Here is a 19,658-nt window from a genome sequence, read left to right as displayed (position 1 = left end):
TACCGGATAGCGGGCGGCAGTATGGCGCTGATGGCTGTACTGCTGTCACTGCTGGCGTTATTGCCGCTGGGTTTCGTCGTGGGGGTGACCCTGACGACGGGCTGGGAAACGGTAAAGACGCTGGTGTTCCGGCCCCGGGTCGGAGAACTGTTGCTCAATACCGTGTTGCTGGTCGCGGTCACTTTGCCGCTCTGCACGCTGTTCGGGGTGGCGTTAGCCTGGTTGACCGAACGTACTACCTTGCCGGGGCGCCGGGTGTGGTCGCTGTTACTGACCGCACCACTGGCGGTGCCCGCCTTCGTCCAGAGTTACGCCTGGATCAGTCTGCTGCCCGGCATGAATGGCCTGGTGGCAGGCGTATTCCTGTCGGTGCTCGCCTATTTCCCGTTTATTTACCTGCCGGCGGTAGCGGTGCTGCGTCGGCTTGATCCCAGCCTGGAAGATGTAGCGACCTCATTGGGTGCCAGGCCCTGGCGCGTTTTTTTTCGTGTGGTGCTGCCGCAACTGCGTCTGGCGATATGGGGTGGCTCGCTGCTGATTGCGTTACATCTGTTGGCGGAATACGGCCTGTACGCCATGATCCGCTTTGACACCTTCACCACCGCGATTTTCGAGCAGTTCCAGTCGACGTTTAACGGCCTGGCGGCAAACATGCTGGCGGGCGTGCTGGTGCTGTGTTGTTTGGGGTTGTTATCGCTGGAAGCCCTGACCCGTGGGCGTGCGCGCTATGCTCGCGTGGGTTCTGGTAGCGCCCGCAGTCAGACTCCCTGGCGGCTGTCGTCCTCGGCGGCGTTGATGTACGGATTACTGCCGCTGGCGTTAACCACGCTGGCGCTGGGTGTCCCGTTGATGACGTTGGCCCGCTGGTTGTGGCTTGGCGGCATAGAGGTGTGGCGTAATGACGAGCTGTGGCCCGCGCTGCGCCAGACATTGTGGCTGGGTATCAGCGGTGCTGTGCTGGTTACGCTGTGCGCATTTCCGATGGCCTGGCTGTCGGTACGTTATCCCTCACGACTGTATCGCCTGCTGGAAGGGTGTAATTACGTGACCAGCGCATTGCCGGGCATTGTCGTCGCGCTGGCGCTGGTGACGGTCACCATCCATACATTGCGGCCACTGTATCAGACCGAGTTTACCCTGCTGCTGGCCTATGTGTTGATGTTCATGCCACGGGCGTTGATCAACCTGCGCGCGGGTATTGCGCAAGCGCCGGTTGAGCTGGAAAACGTGGCACGTAGTCTGGGGTGTTCACCGGGACGGGCATTGTGGCGAATCACGCTCAGACTGGCGGCACCGGGTGCGGCGGCTGGGGCGGCATTGGTGTTTCTGGCAGTGACCAACGAATTGACCGCCACGTTGCTACTGGCACCCAACGGTACCCGGACGCTGGCGACCGGTTTCTGGGCGTTGACCAGCGAAATTGATTATATGGCGGCGGCACCTTATGCGCTGATCATGGTGGTGCTGTCGCTCCCGCTGACCTGGTTACTTTATTCCCAATCGAAACGCACGGCAGGCTTATGAATACGCTCGAACTTTATGGCATCGGTAAATCGTTTAACGCTGTTACGGTGCTGGACGGCATCGACTTGCAGGTCGCGCCGGGTAGCCGTACGGCCATTGTCGGCCCTTCTGGTTCCGGTAAAACGACGTTGCTGCGTATTATCGCTGGTTTTGAAGCGCCGGATAAAGGCACCGTGCGTTTGCAGACACGCGTTGTGGCCGATGCGAATCAGTGGGTGCCTGCGCACCTGCGTGGTATCGGTTTTGTGCCGCAGGACGGTGCGCTGTTTCCGCATTTTACTGTGGCGCAGAATATTGGTTTCGGGCTTGAGGGCAGTAAACAAGATAAACAGCGGCGTATTGATGAGCTGATGGAGATGGTGTCGCTGGACTCACGACTGGCGGCGTTGTGGCCGCATGAGCTGTCCGGCGGTCAACAACAGCGGGTCGCGTTGGCGCGCGCCTTGTCGCAACGCCCGGCGTTGATGCTACTGGACGAGCCGTTTTCCGCGCTGGATACCGGCCTGCGTGCCGCTACACGTCAGGCGGTGTCGGCGCTGCTAGCGGAGGCGGGTGTGGCGTCCATTCTGGTCACTCATGATCAGGCCGAAGCGTTGTCGTTTGCCGATCAGGTCGCGATAATGCGCCAGGGGCGGTTGGTACAGGTTGGGTCGCCACAGTCACTGTACCTGCGCCCGGCGGATGAAGGTATCGCCGCGTTTCTGGGCGATACGCTGGTGTTGCCCGCACAGCTTAATGGAGGACGTGCCGCCTGTGCGCTGGGGGATGTAGCGGTGGATGATAATCAGTCTGCCGGGGTGGCGCGTATCATGTTGCGCCCGGAGCAGATTCAGGTGTCGCTGGCCGAACCTCACGCAACGCCACAGGCGGTGGTGACCGGTATTGAGTTTGCCGGATTTGTCTCTACGCTACGTCTGCGCATGACGCAAGGTGCACAGGTGATTGAACTGAAAAGCGTGAGTCGGGAAGAGATTGTTGTGGGCTGCGGCGTCAATCTGACGGTGGCAGGACGAGCGCATCGACTTGACTAACCCCGTATGCTGGAAACTGTTGCATTGGGCGGGTAGGCCGGTCGGGCAATATTCCGCTTTGCAGGAATTACGATCCTTGTTGAGAAAGTGTTACCCGTTGTGCGCGTGGTTTTGTGTTAAGCTGAAAGTCAGGTGGGCGTAAGCCTGTTGTGTTTCACTTCTCATGCAAAGGTCGCATCATGGATCGATTTCCACGTTCTAACGGTTCCATCGTTCAACAAGCCAGCACGGGTCTGCAAACCTATATGGCGCAGGTCTATGGCTGGATGACCTGTGGTTTGCTGCTGACGGCGTTTGTCTCCTGGTATGCCGCCAATACCCCGGCGGTGTTGCAGCTGGTGTTTTCCAGCAAAATTACCTTTTATGGACTGGTGATCGCCCAACTTGGGCTGGTGTTTGTGCTGTCCGGCATGGTGCATCGCTTGAGCGGTGGTGTGGCGACCACGTTGTTCATGCTTTACTCCGCGCTGACGGGTCTGACGCTATCCAGTATTTTCATCGTGTATTCCGGTGAGTCTATCGCCAGTACGTTTGTGATAACGGCCGGGATGTTCGGTGCCATGAGTCTGTACGGGTATGTCACCAAGCGTGACCTGACCGGTCTGGGCAGTATGCTGTTTATGGCGCTGATTGGTATCCTGTTGGCGACCCTGGTGAATTTCTGGTTGAAGAGTGAAGGGCTGCAACGTGCCATCACTTACATCGGTGTACTGGTGTTTGTCGGCCTGACGGCGTATGACACACAGAAACTGAAAAACATCGGTGAAGAGCTGTCAGTTGATGACAAGGATAACTTCCGTAAGTACTCGATCATGGGTGCGCTGACGTTGTATCTGGATTTCATCAACCTGTTCCTGATGCTGCTGCGTTTGTTTGGCAACCGCCGTTGAGGGTGTTGCAGATTACTGGCAACCCTTCTTAGTTACAGATAATGGGGCTTTCCGGCGTTAAAACTGTGCTGAGGCAAGCGACTTCGCCGGGTGAGCCGCATGGACGCGGCGAAAGTCCGTGCCGCGCCGGGAGCGCGTCACGGACGGCCCGAACAGCGAAGGCGAATGCCGAAGGTAGCGCGTAGCGCCACTGTTTAGCCACCAAGCCAGTGGTCAAGGAGAGGTGGCGTTTGAACCTCTCCTTGTCGTGCGTGCGATGAAGCGGCAAAGAAATGACACCGCTTATCCCGCACGAAACCATTCACTGACCAGACATGCATCTCCGTTCACAAAACAACACGGCTGTTTGTCGACAATCTTAGTGTTTTTCATTTCTTTTCGCTGTCATCCGCTGATGTGTGCCCCACCTGCGTTAACTGTGGGCTATGCGCCGGTAACCAGCCGACCATCGATGGGAAGCGTTTCAGAAAATGGAACACCACCACGTTTTTCAGCACCTGCCAGGACGAGCGTGCCGGTAGTTGTGCCGGGTCAACCTGCACGCAGTCTTCCCGTATCAGTTGGTGCAGATTATCGCGTAATTGCTGGTTGAAGCCCCGATCGTTGATGAACAGATTCGCCTCCAGATTGAGCGCCAGACTGAGCGGATCCAGATTGCTGGAACCGATGGTGGCCCAATACTCGTCTTGCAACGCCACTTTGCTGTGCAATGGCTGGCGGCGGTATTCGTAAATATCTACCCCGGCCTTCACCAGCCAGGGGTAGAGCAAGCGCGCGCCGAACAGCACGATAGGCATGTCCGGTTGCCCCTGAATAATCAACCGTACCCGCACATGCCGCCGTGCTGCTTTGCGCATCGCCCGCAGTAACCGATAACCGGGGAAGAAGTAGGCATTGGCAATCACGACTTCGCGTTTGGCACGCCGCAGCATCAGCAAATACTGTCGTTCGATATCGCGTCGATGCAGGCCATTGTCGCGCCAGACGAACAGCGCTTGTGCGTTACCTGGATGCGGGTTACGCACCGCGCGACGAAAACGTCGCCGCCACCAGAGATGTGGCTCTTCATCGTGGACCAGTGCCGCCAGCATAAAACGGTAGATGTCATCCACCACCGGGCCACGTACTTTCACCGCGTAGTCTTGTTTAGCTTCCGGGCCGTAATCACTCAGGTGGTCGGCGGAATAATTGATACCGCCTATCCAGGCGGTGTGTCCGTCCACCACCACCAGCTTGCGGTGCAGCCGTCGGAACAGATTGGTGCGCATCAGGCCGAACAGGCGTGGACGCGGATCGTAAAAATGAAAACGCACCCCGGCTTCGATCATCGGTGCCAGAAAATCGGGCGACAGGTCGTGCGAGCCGTAGCCGTCAGCGGTAGCGTCCACGCTGACACCGCGTTGTGCCGCTGTAATCAGTACCTCCCGTAATGCGTAGCCCACTTTGTCTTCAAACCAAATAAAAGTCTCCAGCACGACCCGATTGCGGGCCTGGCGGATAGCCTCAAACACGCTGGGGTAGTATTCGTCGCCATTCACCAGCAATTCAATGTGATTACCGTCGCGCCATTCGGTTCTCACAAATGGATCTCCACCGCCAGCGGCGCATGGTCGGATAAATGCGCCCAGGGTTTGGAGGGCAGTAGCTTGGGTACACTGGTTTTGGCGTTACGCACGTAGATACGGTCAAGCCGCAGCAGCGGGAAACGGGCAGGGAAGGTGCGGGCCGGTTTGCCAAAATGTTGGCTGAACACCTCCTCCAGCCCGGCGCGGCGCTTGAGTATGGCGCTGGCTTTCATCTGCCAGTCATTGAAATCCCCGGCGACAATCAACGGCGCGTCAGCGGGCAGGGTAGCGAGCAGGTCACACAGCAGCGAGAGTTGCTGTCGCCGGTGCGAGGCGGTCAGCCCCAGGTGTACACACACGACATGGATATGCACATCCCGGTTGGGTACTTTCAGCACGCAATGCAGAATACCGCGTTTGGCCTTGTCGGATACCGATACGTCCAGATTGTGGTAGCTAAAAATCGGGAAATGCGACAACACGGCGTTACCGTGATCGCCTTCCGGGTAGACAGCGTTGCGGCCATAGGCGTAATCATTCCACATGGTTTCTGCCAGAAATTCGTAGTGTGGGGTATCCGGCCAATGCTCCACTTGTAGCGGATGGGTAGAGTGACGGCCTAACACCTCTTGCAAGCACACGATATCGGCGGAAACCGAACGTACGGCATCACGCAGTTCAGGCAAAATAAAACGGCGATTGAGTGCGCTGAACCCTTTATGGGTATTGATAGTGAGGACAGTGAAAGAAATCCCCAATGGCGGTGGCGAAACAGTACCCATGGCTTTCCCTCGTTCCCAAGTAGCTGAAAATCAGTGTAGTCAGGATTTGGTAAGACGTCGCTGACGCCGGAGGCAAACGGCTCGCCCACCGCTATCCTATTTTGTGCCTGAAGAGTGCGTAAGCCGCGCTGCCCGTGGTCGCGGTAATGGTCAGTAACGGCCATAGGCCATGCCAGATGATGCTCAGGCTGGCGTTTTTCAGATAGATCTGTTTGGTGATATCGGTGAAATGGCGCACCGGGTTAACCCAGGTAAGCTGTTGCAGCCACATCGGCATATTCTCAACCGGAGAGACATAGCCGGAGAGCAGGATGGCCGGCATCACGAAAACAAATACGCCGATGAAGGCCTGCTGTTGGGTCGAGCAGAGCGCAGAAATCAATAACCCAAACCCCACCAGCGATAACCCGTATACCAGCATGCTGAGGTAGAACAGCAATAGCGAGCCGGAAAACGGAATGCGATAAGCAAGGATACCGGCAGCCAGCACGATACTGGCCTGTACGGTGGCGACAATCAGCGCTGGCACGGCTTTACCGACAAAAATTTGCCCGGTAGAGAGTGGTGACACCAGTAACTGCTCCAGCGTCCCTTGTTCCCGCTCACGAGCCACCGACAGCGCGGTGACGATTAGAACACCAATCGTGGTAATAAGCGCCACCAGCGACGGCACCACAAACCACTTGTAGTCCAGGTTCGGGTTATACCAGTGACGGATCACCAGGTTACTTTGGTGCGTCAGCGTCGGGGACGTGATTCGTTCCTGCTGATAGTCCTGTACGATTTGTTGAATATAACGGGCAGCAATTTGGGCACTGTTGGAGTGGCGTCCGTCAAGCAACAGTTGGAGGCTGGTCGGTGAATTGTTTGCCAGTTGGCGGGAGAAATCAGCGGGAAAGCGCACCAGCAGCAGCGCACGCTGGTCATCAATCGTTGGGGCGATTGCCTGCGGGCTGTGCAACAGGATGACCCGCGAAAACGCACTGGCGCTGGCGAAACGCTGCGTCAGTTCGACGGATGCCGCGCCGTTATCTTCGCTGTAAATGGCGATGGTGGCGTCGGTGACGTCCAGCGTAGCGGCGAACGGGAATAACAGCACCTGCAGCAGTACCGGTAATACCAAAATGGCGCGAGTCTGTGGTTCGCGCAGCAATGACTGAAGCTCTTTGCGGATCAGCGTCCACAGGCGATGCAACATACGCTTTTCCCTCCGTGCCGCGCAGGGCGTCACTGTCCATGATTGTGCTTCGGATCTAATCGAGCCGACGTCGGGTTTTCCAGGCGGTCAGGCCTATGAAAAACACCGCTGATGTCATCAAAAACAACAGATTCATCAGCAATACGCTGCCGATGTTCCCGGCTAAAAACAGGGTTTGCAGTGTGCTGACGAAATAGCGTGCGGGGATCAGGTACGATACCGCCTGTACCAACACCGGCATACTGTGAATTTCAAAGATAAACCCGGACAGCATCACCGCAGGCAGAAATGCCGCATTCAGCGCCACCATCGCGGCGTTGAACTGGTTACGGGTCAGGGTGGAAATCAGCAACCCCATACCTAGCGTGCTGGCGAGAAACAAACTGCTCATGCCAAACAGTAGCCACAGCGAACCACGATACGGTACCCCGAGTACAAATACCGCGACCACCACGCACAGCACCATGGCAATCATGCCCAGCACGTAGTAGGGGAGCAATTTGGTGAGCAGCAATTCGGCGCGGGTAACCTGGGTTGATAATAATGCCTCCATGGTGCCCCGTTCCCACTCGCGGGCGATCACCAGTGAGGTCAGAATAGCGCCGATCACCGTCATGATGATGGTGATGGCACCGGGAATGATGAAGTGGCGGCTGATGGCGGCGGCGTTGAACCAGTAGCGTGTCTGTACGTCAATCAGCGGTTGGTAATGGCTGCCGTTGTCTTGCGCGTATTGCTGCTGCCAAAGTTGCCATACCCCCTGGGCGTAGCTCTGTACGAACTGCGCCGTATTAGGCTCGCTGCCATCGGTGATCACCTGAATCGGTGCCGAGTCTTGTGGGCGCGCCAGGCGGGTAGCGAAGTCGGCGGGGATAACGATTAAGCCGCGAATTTGCCCGGCTTGCATCTTCTCTATCAGCGCCGGGCGGTTATCGCTCAGGGTGACGGATAAAAAAGGCGAACCGGTAAAGGCGCGCGCCAGACTATTGGCTTCGGCGCTGTGCTGCTCCATCAACACGCCGATGTTCAAACGACTGGAGTCGAGGTTGATGCCATAACCGAAAATAAACAGCAGCAACAGTGGAATGACGAAGGCAATCAGTGCGCTGCTGGGGTCGCGCAGGATCTGACGGGTTTCCTTCAGGCACAACGCGCGCAGTCGTCGCCAGGAAAAACGTTGATCGTTAAGGCGTTTTTTATCAAGGTGCTGGTTATCAGGGCGCTGTTCATCAAGGTCTTGCGGCATGCGTCACCTCCCGGTCGTATGCCTGTACCAGCGTGATAAACGCCTGCTCCATGGTTGGCTCCGGTGTGTCGTCGCAGGCCGCCTGCCGCTTGAGGTCGTCCGGCGTGCCGCTGGCGATAAGCCGTCCCCGGTATACCAACCCGATACGGTCGCAGTATTCGGCTTCATCCATAAAATGGGTGGTGACCATGACGGTCACGCCTTTGTCCACCATGCCGTTGATATGCTGCCAGAACTCCCGTCGGGTGAATGGGTCGACGCCGGAGGTGGGTTCGTCAAGAAACAGGATATCCGGTTCGTGCATTAACGCGCAGGCCAGCGCCAGCCGCTGGCGAAAGCCAAGCGGCAGCGAATCCGGTGTTCGCTGGAAAATGGGATGGAAATTGAACGCCTGCGCCATGCTGTTCACTTTTTCCTGCTGACGCTGGCCGCTCAGGCCGTAGACGCCGGAGAAAAAGCGCAGGTTCTGTTCTACCGTCAGGTTGCCGTAGAGCGAAAATTTTTGCGCCATATAACCGAGGTGCTGACGTGCTCGCCCGGAGCCGGTTTTGAGATCCATACCCAGCACCAGCGCCTGACCATCGGTGGGTGTCAGCAGGCCGCACATCATACGAAAGGTGGTGGATTTACCGGCACCGTTTGGCCCCAGCAAGCCGAAGATTTCACCACGACGAACCTGAAAATTCACCTGGTCGGTGGCGGCAAAATCACCGAATTTTTTTGTCAGGTTACGCGCTTCGATCACCGTTTCCCGGCGATGGGTATCCAGTTGCGGCAAAATCGCCGCCAGTGACGAGGTGGCGCTGGGGCCGCCTCCCAGCAGGTCAATAAACGCATCCTCGAAACGTGGGGCGGTATTTTGCACCCGATCCGGTGGCAGATTGAGGGCATGCAGTAAGGCGTCGCGGTCTGCCTGCGGTTTTAGAATCAACCGTACGTAGCGCCCCTGAATAACCCCATCGCTCACCTGTGGCTGGCGCAGCGCCTGTTGTAGCAGGCGGCGGTGATTACTGTCCGGCTGGTCGAGCAGAATGCAGCGGCCCGCCATCTGTTGCGTCAGGTCGGCGGGCGCGCCCCGGTAGAGCAGTTCGCCGTCGTTGAGTAGCAGTACATCGCGGCATTGTTCCGCCTCATCCAGATAAGAGGTGCTCCACAGAATCAGCATGCCATCATCTGCCAGCTCGTGCACCATGCGCCACAGCTCACGACGGGAGATGGGGTCGACACCGACTCCCGGTTCATCCAACAATAACACGTTGGGTTGCCCCAACAGCGTACAGGCCAACCCGAGCTTTTGCTTCATACCACCAGAGAGTTTGCCTGCCAGCCGGGTGGTAAAACGGGTGAGATCGGTAAACTGCAGCAGCCGCTCAAAAGTAGCACGCCGGGTATCACCGGTAATGCCCCGCAAGTCGGCGTAGAGCGTCAGGTTTTCCATCACCGTGAGGTCTTCGTACAGACCAAATTTTTGCGGCATGTAGCCCAGTCGGGCGTGTAGCTGGCGGTCATCGGCTATCGGGTCGAGTCCCATCACCCGAATAGTGCCTGCGCTGGGTGTCAGTAACCCGGCCAGCATGCGCAACAGCGTGGTTTTGCCCGCCCCGTCTGGCCCCACCAGCCCGGTGACCGCCCCGGCGCGAATATCCGCACTCAGTTGCGCCAGCGCCGGTTTTTCCCGGCCAGCAAAGCGTTTTTCCAGCGCATCAAGGTGGATAAGCGGTACATCACTGGTCATGTGAGGCCTTATCCTGTTCCAGCGTGAGTGTGACCGGCATTCCCTGACGCAAACCGTCGTCTGCATCGTCCACAATGATACGCAGCCGGTACACCAGGTCGGTGCGAAGCGCCGTGGTTTCCACACTCTTGGGCGTAAATTCAGCACTGGGCGAGACGAAGCCGATACGGCCATGATAAGGGCGTTCCGGACGGCTGTCGGTGTAAATCAGCACCTTTGCCCCCGGTGCGGCACGCCCTAACTGCGGTTCACTGACGTAAGCACGAATCCACACCGGGTGGGTTAGCGACAGGGTAAAGACGGTGCTGCCCGCATTCAGCATACTGCCGACTTCAGCCGCACGGGTGAGGATCACGCCGGGGGAGGGCGCATACAGATGGGTATCCTGCACATTGAGTTGCGCCTGCGCTTCAGCGGCTTGCGCTTGTGCCAGCGCAGCCTCGGCGGCAGCGATTTCCTGCGGTCGGTTACCACGTTGATACTGGCTGAGTTTTTCCCGTGCGGCTTGTAATGTTGCCTGAGCCTGATTGCGTGTCGAACGGGCGTCTTCCAGTGCGTTGGCGGCGAGGGTGTGTTGCTTCCACAATCCCTGCTGTCGTTGGTAGAAACTGTTGGCATAGTCGTAGGCAGCTTGCGCCTGCTCCACCTGAGAGCGTACCTGCGCAATTTCTTCGCTGCGGTAGCCTGCCTGTAATAGCGCCAGTTGTGCTTGTGCGTTGGCGACGCTGGCTTTCGCCTGTTGCAGCGCGTTTTGCAATGGCGCGCTGTCTAGCCGAGCTAACTGTTGTCCGGGCTGAACGACATCGCCCTCATCCACATTGAGTGCCGCCAGGCGTCCACCCACCCTGAAACCCAAATTAACACTGCGGATATCCACATTGCCGTACAGTGTTAACGGCGTATTTTGCTGATGACGATGCTGCACCAGACCGTAACCGACGGCTGCGATAATCACGACCGCCAGTGCCAGCCACAGCCCTGCTTTCTTATTCATAGCGCTCCCGATGTGCTCTTGCGTCCTGGTTGTGCCCATCGAGCGCGGGATGGCCTCTCCCACTGGACGATGGCATCACTGTAAGAATAATCGCTCATTCAACAGTTTGCCGCATGCTGATTGCTGACAAGTCGGTTTCACACCACCCTTCACAGGCGCTGTGGTGGAGGAATGGGCTTTATAATCAGTAACTAATTGATATCCATAAAGAGCAAAACTATTTTGCGCACAATGCAGAGGATAAAATGTGATCGACAGATAAAAATTCCTCAAACAAGCGATTTCCTGTTACAATCGCAGGCAGTCATGCACCGTAGTTTGTGCCCATTCATCTGGACTCGGCGTTGTGCGGCATACAAGCCGACGCGACGCGGAACCCATCTGTCATCACCCTAAAAACTGCACCGGTAGATACCGGGTAGGGTGACTCTGGAGTTGTTCTCGTTATGTCTTTTCAATCCCTCGGTCTGAGTGCCGATATTTTGCGTGCTGTGGAAGAGCAGGGCTACCGTGAGCCGACGCCGGTTCAGAGTCAGGCGATTCCGGTTGTGCTGGAAGGGCGCGATCTGATGGCTAGCGCCCAGACCGGCACCGGCAAAACCGCCGGTTTCACCCTGCCGCTGCTGCAACTGCTGAACGAACGCCCGGTTCTGGCGAAAGGTCGTCGCCCGGTGCGAGCGTTGATCCTGACGCCAACCCGTGAGCTGGCGGCACAGATCGGCGAAAACGTTCAGGCGTACAGCAAATATCTGCGCCTGCGCTCGCTGGTGGTATTCGGCGGCGTCAGCATTAATCCGCAGATGATGAAGCTGCGTGGCGGCGTCGATATTCTGATTGCCACCCCTGGGCGTCTGTTGGATTTGGAGCACCAGAACGCGGTTGACCTGTCGCAGGTAGAGATTCTGGTACTGGATGAAGCCGACCGTATGCTGGATATGGGCTTTATCCATGATATTCGCCGGGTGCTGGCGAAGTTACCACCAAAACGGCAGAATCTGCTGTTTTCGGCCACCTTTTCCGACGAGATTAAAGAGCTGGCTGGCAAGCTGCTTACCAATCCGGCCTCGGTGGAAGTGGTGCGCCGCAATACCCCGTCCGAGCTGGTGACGCAACACGTGCATTTTGTCGATAAGAAACGCAAACGTGAGCTGTTGTCGCACCTGATCGGCAAGCACAACTGGCAGCAGGTGCTGGTGTTTACCCGTACCAAGCACGGTGCTAACCATCTGGCGGAACTGCTGAATAAAGACGGCATCACCGCTGCCGCTATCCACGGCAACAAGAGTCAGGGCGCGCGTACCCGTGCACTGGCAAATTTCAAAGACGGCGACATCCGTGTGTTGGTGGCGACCGATATCGCCGCGCGTGGGCTGGATATCGATCAATTACCGCACGTGGTGAACTACGAACTGCCGAATGTACCGGAAGATTACGTGCACCGCATTGGTCGTACCGGGCGGGCAGCATCGACTGGTGAAGCGTTGTCGCTGGTGTGCGTGGATGAGCACAAGCTGCTGCGCGATATCGAACGTCTGCTGAAGCGGGAGATCCCGCGCATCGCTATCCCGGGTTACGAGCCGGACCCAACCATCAAGGCCGAGCCGATCCAAAACGGCCGTCAGGGTGGACGCGGTGGCCGGGGCGGCGCACCACGTCAAGGGGATCGCCCACAAGGTGAAAGAGCCTCTGCGCGTCCACAAGGTGATCGCCCACTTCAGCCACGTCGTGACGGCGGCGCTCGCCCGGCAGGCCGTCCAGAAGGGCAACCTGCTGCTCGCCGTCGCCCGCCGCGTAATAAGCCTGCTAACGCGCAATAATCGACTAGATGGCGGTTTTCGCCTCCGGCTGTGGCCGGGGGCGATAAAACATCACCGCATTGCCCGCCAGAATCAGCAATAATCCCAGCACCGCATTACTGCGCCACACGTACCCTTCGTACAATGTGGAGACTGAAAGCGCCACTAACGGAAACAGTAAGGTCGCATACGCCGCCTGACTGGCACCGATCCGCCCGACCAGCGCAAAGTAAGCGCCAAACCCAATCACCGAACCAAACAGCGACAAATAAAACAGCGAGCCGAGATATTGCAGTGAGAATTCCGGTGTGAAGCGGTAACCCAGCATCAACGCTATCAGCCCCATCGCCAGCGCCCCGTACAGCATTCCCCAGGCGTTGGTCGTCATAATGTCCCGGCCACTGTGTTGATGACGGGCGCTTATCATATTGCCGAGTGAGAAACCGTATGTCCCCAGCAGGCTCAAACCGACGCCCCACAGCAGTTGCGGGCTGCTGTTAAGACGCAACAGGTCGTGCCAGAACAGCAGGAGAATACCGGCCAGCCCCAGCGGGGCGGCGATCATCACATTACGGCTGAGGCGGGTGCCGAAAAACAGCCGACTGTTGAAGGCATTAAACAGTACTGCCATCGAAAAAATCACCGACTCCAACCCGCTCGGGATCCAGGCGACGGCATGATAAAAACAGAAGAAATTAAGACCGAAGACGGTTGCCCCCTGTGCCATGCACAATACATGTGCACGTCCACTCAACGGACGCAGGCGACGCGTCAGGATCAAAAATGCCATCAGCAGCGTCGAGGCACTGGCAAAACGCCAGAAAATCGACACTTCCGGTGGTACGTTACCATGCTGCAAACTGATGGCTATCCAGGTAGTCCCCCAAATCAGCACGACGGCGCTATAAAGCAGGCTATTCATTGTTATACTCCAGACCCTACACAGGCGCTCATTATCCGGCATTGCTGACAAGCAGGCTGTCAGCAGGTTGCGGTGAGTAACAGAATCCTGCGGTTTTTTATGTTGGGCAGACGACGGTGTTGGCTCATCTCAATGAGTAGTCCATTCATATATCAGCAGACCGTAGTGGTGAGGTGGTGAGAGATGTTCGTACCTGGTGCTTTCATGTTGTCCATTCGCGGCTACGGTGTGCTGGAGTCGCCCCATCGTCACGAACATGCGCAGTTAGTTTTGCCGCTGTCAGGTTCGCTGAATATCGATATCTCAGGCCAGAGCGCGCAGTTGGATCGCCGACTGGCCGCCTATGTTGACAGAGATTCCCCTCATGCACAGCAAAGTTGTGGCGAAAACCAGTTCTTGATTGTGGATCTTGAGTCCAGTCATCTGGAGCCTTGGGTAGCGGATTATCTGGCATCATGCCGGTTCCTGACGCTCGCCCCGGAAGCTAACCATCTGATCGACTATATGGGCGGTATGCTGGTCAAGGGGAAGGTGCCGATATCGCGGATTCAACTGTGGACGCCGTTGTTGTTAGATGCGCTGACGGGTCAGGGGTTGCCGCCGCGCTCACGACTGGCAGGATTGATATCGGCTATTGATAGCGACCCTTTTCTGGACTGGACCACCGAGTTCATGGCGCAACAGGTGGGGATGAGCGTCAGCCGACTGCATGCTGTATTCCGAAACGAGCTGGATACCACGCCACATGCCTGGCTGGCGCATGTACGGCTGGGCAGGGTGCAGCATTGGCTGGCGACAACTAATCTGTCCATCGCTGAGATTGCCTACCGCGGCTGTTATGCTGACCAAAGCGCCTTGACCCGGGCTATGCGTAAAGCGACAGGGTTGACGCCGGCAGCGTTTCGGCAGCAATTGCAGGAGTCTGGGCCTAAAGTACGCGAGTCTTAGTCAAGCATTGCGGTATACCTTGAGCGATACTCTCTCGTCAGCAATAGGGGAGAGAGTGGTAGAGTGGATAGCAAAAAAACAGTAGCAGGTGTGGCGTGCGGCATGGGAGCGGGTGCGCTATGGGGACTGGTTTTCCTGGCACCGGAATTGGTACGTGCGTTTAGTCCGTTGCAGATAGCCATCGGCCGTTATGCTGCGTATGGAGTGATTTCGTTGATATTACTGGTGCCGCGCTGGCCGTCTCTGGTACGGCGACTGACGCGCCGTGAATGGGTCGCACTGGGTTGGCTGTCGATGGCGGGTAACACCCTGTATTACATTCTTCTGTCCAGCGCGGTGCAGATGGCAGGTATCGCCATCACGTCTTTGGTGATCGGCTTTATGCCGGTGGTGGTGACGCTGATCGGTAGCCGCGATCAGGGTGCGGTTCCACTGCGCAGACTATTACCGTCTTTGCTGATGTGTGCAGCCGGTGCCCTGTGCATCGGTTGGCAAGCACTGGGGGCGTCGGTGTCCACCGCGCGAGGATCGCAAGTGGTCGGGCTGTTGTGCGCGCTGGGCGCGTTGGTATCATGGAGTAGCTTCGCGGTAGGCAACAGCCGCTGGCTGACACGGGTGGCACCAGTTTCGGGGCACGACTGGAATCTGCTGATGGGGATTGTTACCGGCGTGCAGTCGATGGCCTTGATGCCTGTCGCCATCATCCTTAACACCAGTAGCCATAGCAATATTGACTGGGCGCAGTTCGCTGGCGTATCCATCGGAGTGGCGGTGTTGGCCTCGATTGTCGGTAATCTGTTCTGGAATCAGATGAGTCGTTTATTGCCGCTCACGCTGGTTGGTCAGATGATTTTGTTTGAAACCCTGTTCGCGTTAATTTACGGCTTTTTGTGGGAACAACGTCTGCCCACGTATCTGGAGGCCGCGGCCTTTACGCTGGTCGTTTGTAGCGTAATATCCTGCATCAGCGTACACCGAAAGCCTACTCATCGTGATAATGAAGACCGGTTAACCCTCTCGTTATGATATGAAGCGTCGCGCCTGCTCGTATCGGATCCGTTATTCTGGACATCCGGCGTTTAGGACAAAAAAGACATGCAAGGCGTATCGACACGGAAAGACCCATTCCTAATAGCGAGCGCTTGCTTTACTCTGTTGTCTAGAGGGGATGTTTCGCAGGGTGAACAATGAGCCAGTACGACGCTTTCGACGTGTTACAGCATTATAAAACCCGGTTGCAGGAAACCGTGACGCTGGATAATCAGGTGCAACTGGCGGTCTGGCAGAATAGCCACGATCGGGTCACATTGGAAAATACCCGTCATCATACCTTCAGTATGTACGTGCAGGATGGGTACGAAAGCTACCACAAGCGCCCGGATGGGTGGTTTAACGGTGGTGCGCCGGGACGTTTTTGCCTGATGCCGCAGCAGAGCCAGTCCACCTGGGATATTCGCGGTAGCCTGCGTTTTGCCCACTTTTACTGTACCGATCAGCACTTGCGTCAACTGGCGGAGCAAACCTGGGATCGCAGCCCGGCGTCTATCCGGCTGGATGAGCGTATTTTTGTCGCTGACCCGGCACTGGAAGCACTGTATCGCCATTTTTTGCTGACCGGCAACTGGGGCGATCCTGCCAGTCAGATGATGCTGAGTTCTGCATCAACGATGGTGATGCTGCACATGTTGCGTCAATACAGCCAGTTGCAGTGGCAGACGCCGGGCAGTCGCGGCGGGCTGGCACCGGCGGTGTTACGGCGGGTAAAAGCGCGAATTGATGCCCAACTGGGGGAGCCGCTCACCCTGGCGGATTTGGCGATGGAAGCTGGGCTGAGTGAGTTTCACTTTTCACGCATGTTCCGCCAGAGTGAGGGTATGGCACCGCATCAGTATGTGATGAAGCGACGGCTGGCGCAGGCGGAACAGTGGTTACGCCATAGCAGTCGTTCCATTACTGATATCGCGCTGGCCTGCGGGTTTAGCTCCGCCAGTCATTTCAGCCAGCGCTTTCGCGCTGAATACGGCATCACGCCGTCGGCGCTACGCCAGCACCGCTCAGACTGATGGTTGTTGTGCCGCGAGCTGGCATAGCGTCAATGCCACCTGATACGATTTGACGAACGACGGTACCGGCAGAAACTCGAAGCGTGAGTGGAAGTTGTGCGCACCGGTAAAAAAGTTCGGCGTCAGAATGCCTTTGGCCGACAGTGCCGCGCCGTCGGTACCGCCGCGCATCGGAATCACGTTCGGGGTAATCGACAGTGTGCTCATGGCGGCGAACAGCAGGTCAAGCGCGCGCCGGTCATCCCCTAACGCGTTGCTGATGTTGCTGTAAATATCAGCGATGGTGCAGTTGACCTGACCCGTTGGATAGCGGGCGGCAATCTCTGCGGCGACGTCGCGTATCTGTTGTTTTCGCTGTGCAAACCCGGCCAGATCGAAATCACGGATTGAGGCTTTCAGCACCGCTTCATTGGCGTTGGCGTGGATGTCGTTAAACCAGATATATCCCTCCCGCCCCTCGGTGTGTTCCGGGGTCTGCTGGCGATCAAACTGGCTGATGAAATCGTGCGCCATCAGAATGGGGTTAACCAGCACGCCTTTGGCTGACATTGGGTGGGCGGTCACACCGGTAAAGCGGATTTCCGCCGACGCCGCATTAAAATTCTCGTACACCACTTCACCTAATTCACAGCAATCGATGGTGTAGGCGAAATCGACGTTGAAGCGCGTCAGGTCCAGCGCTTTCGCGCCTCGCAGACCAATTTCTTCGTCTGGCACGAACGCGACGACAATGTCGCCATGTGGCTGGTCGTCACGCAGGTTTTCCAGCAGCGTCATCACCACGGTGACGGCGGCTTTGTTGTCGGCCCCCAGCACGCTGGTACCGTCGCTGAAAATGATGTCCTGATCGCGATAGGGCTGAATCTCCGGGTGCTCACCGACGCGCAACCAAATATCCTGTTCCGGGTTCAGGCACAGGTCTTCGCCAGTAAAACGTAAGGTTTGCGGGTGAATATCCGGTGACAGGCCGACATCTACGGTATCAATATGGGTAATAAAACCAATGCGTGGCGCAGTCGGGGTATTGCCCGGTTTCACCGCGGTGACGGTGGCATGCTCGTCGCACACTATCTGGCTCAGCCCCAGGGTGCGCAGTTCCTCTGCCAATAGGCGGGCCATCGCCATCTGACCTGGCGTGCTCGGTAGCGTGGTCGCCGCAGCGTTGCTCTGGCTGGTGACCGCCAGATAGCGGTAGAAACGGTCGGTCAATTGGCGCGTCAGGTTATCACTCATAACGGATCCTTATTGGTAAACCCCATGGAAGGTTCGGTATTGTTTTCAACCATAATCAAAGGCTTCGTTGTACTCAGCGAGCTACCTGGAAGTCAATAAAAAGCGAGGATGGGGATGAAAAACACACTCACACGCATCGCACTGGCGGCGATGACGTTGGTGGTAACACAGATGGCATGCGCCAAAACCCTGGTGTACTGCTCAGAAGGTTCACCGGAGAACTTTAACCCGCAGTTGTATACCTCCGGGACCAGCGTGGATGCCAGTGCCGTGCCGATTTATAACCGGCTGGTGGATTTCAAGGTCGGTACCACTGAGCTGGTGCCGAGTCTGGCGGAAAGCTGGGAGATAAGCCCGGATGGCACGCAATACACCTTTCATCTGCGTAAAGGGGTGAAATTCCATCACAACGCCCAGTTTACCCCGAGTCGTGATTTCAACGCTGACGACGTGATTTTCTCTTTTCAACGCCAGCGTGATCCCAATAACCCGTATCACAAGGTGTCCGGTGGCACCTATGCCAACTTCGAAAGCCTGTCGTTTCGTAGCCTGATTACCGCTATCGACAAGCTGGATGACCATACGGTACGTTTTACCTTAAGTCATGCGGAGGCCCCGTTTTTGGCCGACCTGGCGTGGTATTTCGCCTCGATCCTGTCTGCTGAATACGCCGACCAGATGTTGAAAGCCGGTACACCAGAGAAAGTGGATCTGGAGCCTATTGGCACCGGTCCGTTCCAACTGGTGCAGTACCAGAAAGATTCCCGCATTCTGTATCAGGCGTTTGCGGATTACTGGCAGGGTAAAGCCAAACTGGACCGGCTGGTTTTTAGCATCACACCGGATGCTTCAGTGCGTTACGCCAAGCTGCGCAAGAATGAATGTCAGGTGATGCCGTTTCCCAACCCGGCGGAACTGGCAGACATGAAGAGCAATAAAGACATTACCCTGATGCAAAAAGCCGGGCTGAACATCGGTTTTCTGGCGTTTAATACCCAAAAACCGCCGCTGGATAACCTCAAGGTGCGTCAGGCATTGACGATGGCTATCAACAAACCGGCGATTATCGAGGCGGTATTTCAGGGCACCGGGACGGCGGCTAAAAATCTGCTGCCGCCTGGCGTATGGAGCGCGGCGTCTGATCTTCAGGATTACCCATACGACCCGGAGAAAGCGCGAGCGCTGCTAAAAGAAGCCGGTATGGCGCAAGGCACCACTATCGATCTGTGGGCGATGCCGGTACAGCGGCCGTATAACCCGAACGCGCGTCGTATGGCGGAAATGATTCAGGCTGACTGGGCGAAGGTGGGAGTGAAAGCCACTATCGTCAGTTACGAGTGGGGTGAATACCTGAAGCGGGTGAAAAGCGGTGAACATCAGGCGGCGCTAATGGGCTGGACCACCGCGACCGGTGATCCGGATAACTTCTTCGGCCCGCTATTTACCTGTACTTCCGCCAATGGCGGGTCTAATTCATCCAAGTGGTGCTACCCGCCGTTTGATACATTGATTACCGAGGCGCGTGCCGAACAGGATCACCAGAAACGCGCGACGTTATACCGTCAGGCGCAGTTCATGATGCATGAGCAGGCTCCCGCCGTGATGATTGCGCACTCGACGATCTTTGAGCCGGTGCGCAACACGGTGAGCGGATACGAAATTGACCCGTTCGGTAAACACATTTTTTATCAGGTCGATATCCGACAGTAATGCCAGCACCACAGCGGGAGA

General features: G+C 56.9%; 15 protein-coding genes and 1 pseudogene. 8 read left to right on the top strand and 8 right to left on the bottom strand.

Annotated elements, in window-relative coordinates:
• Positions 1-33: 33 nt before the first annotated feature.
• The 3 genes and pseudogenes from FGI04_RS10330 to FGI04_RS10320 form a co-directional block, all read left to right on the top strand.
• Positions 34-1,524: pseudogene (locus FGI04_RS10330) on the top strand (ABC transporter permease); the annotation flags it as partial.
• Positions 1,521-2,555 carry an ABC transporter ATP-binding protein gene (locus FGI04_RS10325; RefSeq protein ID WP_407273608.1) on the top strand — a complete coding sequence of 345 codons (1,035 nt, stop codon included), beginning with the start codon at positions 1,521-1,523 and terminating at the stop codon, positions 2,553-2,555. The pseudogene FGI04_RS10330 and the gene FGI04_RS10325, both read left to right, overlap by 4 nt.
• Positions 2,556-2,734: 179 nt before the next feature.
• Positions 2,735-3,445, top strand: a complete 711-nt coding sequence (locus FGI04_RS10320) for a Bax inhibitor-1/YccA family protein (RefSeq protein ID WP_342700530.1) — start codon at positions 2,735-2,737, stop codon at positions 3,443-3,445.
• A gap of 368 nt (positions 3,446-3,813) precedes the next feature.
• Here FGI04_RS10320 and clsB read toward each other — a convergent pair whose 3' ends face one another.
• The 6 genes from clsB to hlyD form a co-directional block, all read right to left on the bottom strand.
• Entirely contained in the window at positions 3,814-5,025 is a 1,212-nt protein-coding gene (clsB, locus tag FGI04_RS10315) for a cardiolipin synthase ClsB (RefSeq protein WP_342700531.1), read from the bottom strand.
• Positions 5,022-5,792 (bottom strand): endonuclease/exonuclease/phosphatase family protein, encoded by a 771-nt coding sequence (locus FGI04_RS10310; protein ID WP_342700532.1) that lies wholly within the window; start codon positions 5,790-5,792, stop codon positions 5,022-5,024. The genes clsB and FGI04_RS10310 overlap by 4 nt, the downstream gene beginning before the upstream one ends.
• Positions 5,793-5,883: 91 nt before the next feature.
• A complete protein-coding gene (locus FGI04_RS10305; protein ID WP_168365486.1) occupies positions 5,884-6,990 on the bottom strand; it encodes an ABC transporter permease in 1,107 nt (368 codons plus the stop codon).
• 55 nt (positions 6,991-7,045) lie between these two features.
• Entirely contained in the window at positions 7,046-8,236 is a 1,191-nt protein-coding gene (locus FGI04_RS10300) for an ABC transporter permease (protein WP_407336684.1), read from the bottom strand.
• The gene (locus tag FGI04_RS10295; protein WP_342700534.1) at positions 8,220-9,971 is read right to left on the bottom strand and encodes an ATP-binding cassette domain-containing protein; all 1,752 of its coding nucleotides are present in this window, start codon (positions 9,969-9,971) and stop codon (positions 8,220-8,222) included. Before FGI04_RS10295 ends, FGI04_RS10300 begins: the two co-directional genes overlap by 17 nt.
• Positions 9,961-10,965 (bottom strand): secretion protein HlyD, encoded by a 1,005-nt coding sequence (gene hlyD / locus FGI04_RS10290; RefSeq protein ID WP_407336683.1) that lies wholly within the window; start codon positions 10,963-10,965, stop codon positions 9,961-9,963. Before hlyD ends, FGI04_RS10295 begins: the two co-directional genes overlap by 11 nt.
• A gap of 446 nt (positions 10,966-11,411) precedes the next feature.
• On the opposite strand from hlyD, the gene rhlE reads away from it, so the two are divergent.
• Positions 11,412-12,782: an ATP-dependent RNA helicase RhlE gene (gene rhlE / locus FGI04_RS10285; protein ID WP_407336682.1), complete on the top strand. Its 1,371-nt coding sequence runs from the start codon at positions 11,412-11,414 to the stop codon at positions 12,780-12,782.
• A 4-nt stretch (positions 12,783-12,786) separates the two neighbouring features.
• Here the strand turns inward: rhlE and FGI04_RS10280 are convergent, their stop codons facing one another.
• Entirely contained in the window at positions 12,787-13,683 is an 897-nt protein-coding gene (locus FGI04_RS10280) for a DMT family transporter (RefSeq protein WP_016942604.1), read from the bottom strand.
• 204 nt (positions 13,684-13,887) lie between these two features.
• Here FGI04_RS10280 and FGI04_RS10275 point away from each other — a divergent pair, with 204 nt between their 5' ends.
• The 3 genes from FGI04_RS10275 (at position 13,888) to FGI04_RS10265 (ending at position 16,694) form a co-directional block, all read left to right on the top strand.
• Positions 13,888-14,631: an AraC family transcriptional regulator gene (locus FGI04_RS10275; RefSeq protein WP_407336681.1), complete on the top strand. Its 744-nt coding sequence runs from the start codon at positions 13,888-13,890 to the stop codon at positions 14,629-14,631.
• Between the two features lie 63 nt (positions 14,632-14,694).
• Complete coding sequence (locus FGI04_RS10270) at positions 14,695-15,657, top strand: DMT family transporter (RefSeq protein WP_407336680.1); 963 nt, start codon at positions 14,695-14,697, stop codon at positions 15,655-15,657.
• Positions 15,658-15,818: 161 nt separating this feature from the next.
• The gene (locus tag FGI04_RS10265) at positions 15,819-16,694 is read left to right on the top strand and encodes an AraC family transcriptional regulator (RefSeq protein WP_407336679.1); all 876 of its coding nucleotides are present in this window, start codon (positions 15,819-15,821) and stop codon (positions 16,692-16,694) included.
• On the opposite strand, the gene pepT is transcribed toward FGI04_RS10265, so the two are convergent.
• Positions 16,686-17,927, bottom strand: coding sequence for a peptidase T (pepT, locus tag FGI04_RS10260; protein ID WP_407273600.1), 1,242 nt, complete (start codon positions 17,925-17,927; stop codon positions 16,686-16,688). The genes FGI04_RS10265 and pepT overlap by 9 nt on opposite strands.
• A gap of 114 nt (positions 17,928-18,041) precedes the next feature.
• Here pepT and FGI04_RS10255 point away from each other — a divergent pair, with 114 nt between their 5' ends.
• Positions 18,042-19,637: an ABC transporter substrate-binding protein gene (locus FGI04_RS10255; protein ID WP_407336678.1), complete on the top strand. Its 1,596-nt coding sequence runs from the start codon at positions 18,042-18,044 to the stop codon at positions 19,635-19,637.
• Positions 19,638-19,658 lie beyond the last annotated feature (21 nt).

It is taken from the genome of Dickeya ananatis (assembly GCF_019464615.1).
Lineage (GTDB): Bacteria > Pseudomonadota > Gammaproteobacteria > Enterobacterales > Enterobacteriaceae > Dickeya > Dickeya oryzae.
This window is presented reverse-complemented; position numbering and strand designations above follow the sequence as displayed.